Raw genomic sequence first — 3,234 nt, 5'->3', positions numbered from 1 at the left:
CCATGGCGTTTTCCGTCACCACCTCCAAAATCCGCAATCCGGATGGCACTGTGGTGTTCCGCAATGAGGCTGTCGAGGTGCCGGACGGCTGGAGCCAGGTTGCCTCCGACGTGTTGGCGCAAAAGTATTTCCGCAAGGCTGGCATCCCGGCACGGCTGAAGCGGGTGAAGGAAAAGGGGGTTCCGGAATTCCTCTGGCGTTCGGTCGCCGATGATGAGGCGATGGCTGCACTGTCGGCGCACGAGCGCAACACTGGCGAAACCTCGGCCAAGCAGGTGTTTGACCGTCTTGCCGGCGCCTGGGCCTACTGGGGCTGGAAGGGCGGCTATTTCGCCACCGAGTCCGATGCCCGCGCCTATTTTGACGAGATGCGCTTCATGCTGGCCCGCCAGATGGCCGCGCCGAACAGCCCGCAATGGTTCAACACCGGCCTGCATTGGGCCTACGGCATCGACGGCCCGTCGCAGGGCCACTACTACGTCGATCACCAGACCGGCGTTCTGACCAAATCCACCTCCGCCTACGAACACCCGCAGCCGCACGCCTGCTTTATCCAGTCGGTCAAGGATGACCTCGTCGGCGACGGCGGCATCATGGACCTTTGGGTCCGCGAGGCGCGCCTGTTCAAATACGGTTCCGGCACCGGCACCAACTTCTCCAGCTTGCGCGGCGAGGGCGAAAAGCTGTCGGGCGGCGGCAAATCCTCGGGCCTCATGGGCTTCCTGAAAATCGGCGACCGCGCCGCAGGGGCGATCAAATCCGGCGGCACCACGCGGCGCGCCGCCAAGATGGTGATCTGCGACATGGATCACCCCGATGTCGAAGCCTTCGTGAACTGGAAGGTGATCGAGGAGCAGAAAGTCGCCTCCCTCGTCGCCGGCTCCAAGGCGCATGAACTGCGCCTGAACGAGATCTTCACCGCCATCCGCACCTGGGACGGAGCGGAAGCCGACGCCACCGATCCGGCCAAGAACCTCGCCCTCAAAGCCGCGATCAAGGCCGCCAAAAAGGCCATGATCCCCGACACTTACACCAACCGTATCCTGCAATACGCCCGCCAGGGCTTCACCTCGATCGAATTTCCCACCTATGACGTAGACTGGGACAGCGAGGCCTACATCACCGTCTCCGGCCAGAACTCCAACAACTCCGTCCGCCTGACCGACGCCTTCCTGCGCGCGGTCAAGGAAGACCTGCCGTGGGAGCTGATCCGCCGCACCGATGGCAAGGTGGCCAAAACCATCCAGGCCCGCGACCTGTGGGATCAGGTCGGTCACGCCGCCTGGGCCTGCGCCGATCCCGGCATCCAGTTCCATGATACCGTCAACGCCTGGCACACTTGCCCGGAGGATGGCGCGATCCGCGGCTCCAACCCCTGTTCGGAATACATGTTCCTCGACGATACCGCCTGCAACCTCGCGTCGATGAACCTGCTGACCTTCTTCCACGACGGCAAGTTTGATGCCGACGCCTACGTCCACGCCACCCGCCTCTGGACCGTGACGCTGGAAATCAGCGTGATGATGGCGCAGTTCCCGTCGAAGGAAATCGCCCAGCTCAGCTATGATTTCCGCACCCTCGGCCTCGGCTATGCCAACATCGGCGGCCTCCTGATGAACATGGGCCTTGGCTACGACTCGAAAGAAGGCCGCGCCCTCTGCGGTGCCCTGACCGCGATCATGACCGGCATTTCCTATGCCACCTCTGCCGAAATCGCCGCCCGTCTTGGCGCGTTCTCCGGCTATGCCCGCAACCGCGAGCACATGCTGCGGGTGATCCGCAACCACCGTGCCGCAGCCTACGCAACCGGCGTCTACGAGGGCCTGAACGTCCCCGCCGTGGCGCTTGATCACGCGAACTGCCCGGATCAAAGCCTTGTTGCCCTTGCGAAATCCGCTTGGGATGAGGCGCTGGCCCTTGGCGAAGCACACGGCTACCGCAATGCGCAAACCACCGTCATCGCCCCCACCGGCACCATCGGTCTGGTGATGGATTGCGACACCACCGGGATCGAACCTGACTTCGCCCTGGTGAAATTCAAGAAACTCGCCGGTGGCGGCTACTTCAAGATCATCAACCAGTCGGTCCCGGCAGCGCTTGAAAAGCTCGGCTATTCCACCTCCAAGGCGGCCGAGATTGTCGCCCATGCGGTCGGCCACGGCTCCATCGGTCAGGCCCCGGGCATCAACCACACCTCGCTTCTCGGCCACGGCTTTGGCGCGCGTGAGATTGAAAAGATCGAGGCCGCTCTGCCCTCGGCCTTCGACATCCGCTTTGTGTTCAACCAGTGGACGCTGGGCGAAGATTTCTGCAAGGGCACCCTCGGCATCCCGGCGGAAAAGCTGAACGACCCGACCTTTGACCTTCTGCGCCACCTTGGGTTCACCAAAGCGCAGATCGATGCGGCCAATGACCATGTCTGCGGCACCATGACCCTTGAAGGCGCGCCGCATCTGGACCCCAAGCACTACTCGGTGTTCGATTGCGCCAACCCCTGCGGCAAGACCGGCAATCGTTTCCTCAGCGTGGAAAGCCATATCCACATGATGGCGGCGGCCCAGTCGTTCATCTCGGGTGCGATTTCCAAGACGATCAACATGCCGAACAACGCCACCATCGCCGAAACGCTGGCGGCCTATGAGCTTAGCCACTCGCTCGGCATCAAGGCCAACGCGCTGTACCGCGATGGATCGAAACTCAGCCAGCCGCTGGCATCCGCGCTGGTCGAGGATGACGAAGAGGCCGAAGAGATCATGGTCTCGGGCAGCCAGCACGAAAAGGCCATCGTGATGGCCGAAAAGATCATCGAAAAGGTGATCATCAAGGAAATCGTCCGCTCCAACCGCGAAAAGCTGCCCGAGCGGCGCAAGGGCTACACCCAGAAAGCCATCGTCGGCGGCCACAAGGTGTACCTGCGCACTGGCGAATATCAGGACGGCAGCCTCGGCGAGATTTTCATCGACATGCACAAGGAAGGTGCGGGCTTCCGTGCGATGATGAACAACTTCGCCATCGCAATCAGCGTCGGCCTGCAATACGGCGTGCCGCTGGATGAGTTTGTGGAGGCGTTCACCTTCACCCGCTTTGAACCCGCCGGCATGGTGCAAGGCAATGACAGCATCAAGAACGCGACGTCGATCCTGGACTACATCTTCCGCGAACTGGCGGTTTCCTACCTTGACCGCACCGACCTTGCCCATGTCGCGCCGAAGGGTGCCAGCTTTGACGATCTGG

At 62.2% G+C, this 3,234-nt stretch carries 1 protein-coding gene; it reads left to right on the top strand.

Annotation, left to right across the window (positions count from 1 at the left end):
• Positions 1–2: 2 nt before the first annotated feature.
• The coding region (locus tag RMO18_RS05615) for a vitamin B12-dependent ribonucleotide reductase (RefSeq protein WP_309664471.1) at positions 3–3,234 on the top strand (3,232 nt) is incomplete at its 3' end.

Origin of the sequence: Tabrizicola sp., assembly GCF_031377265.1 — a bacterium.
Classification (GTDB): Bacteria; Pseudomonadota; Alphaproteobacteria; order Rhodobacterales; family Rhodobacteraceae; genus JAUYQR01.
Note: the sequence above shows the minus strand (reverse complement) of the source record. Positions and strands in the feature narration are given on the sequence as shown.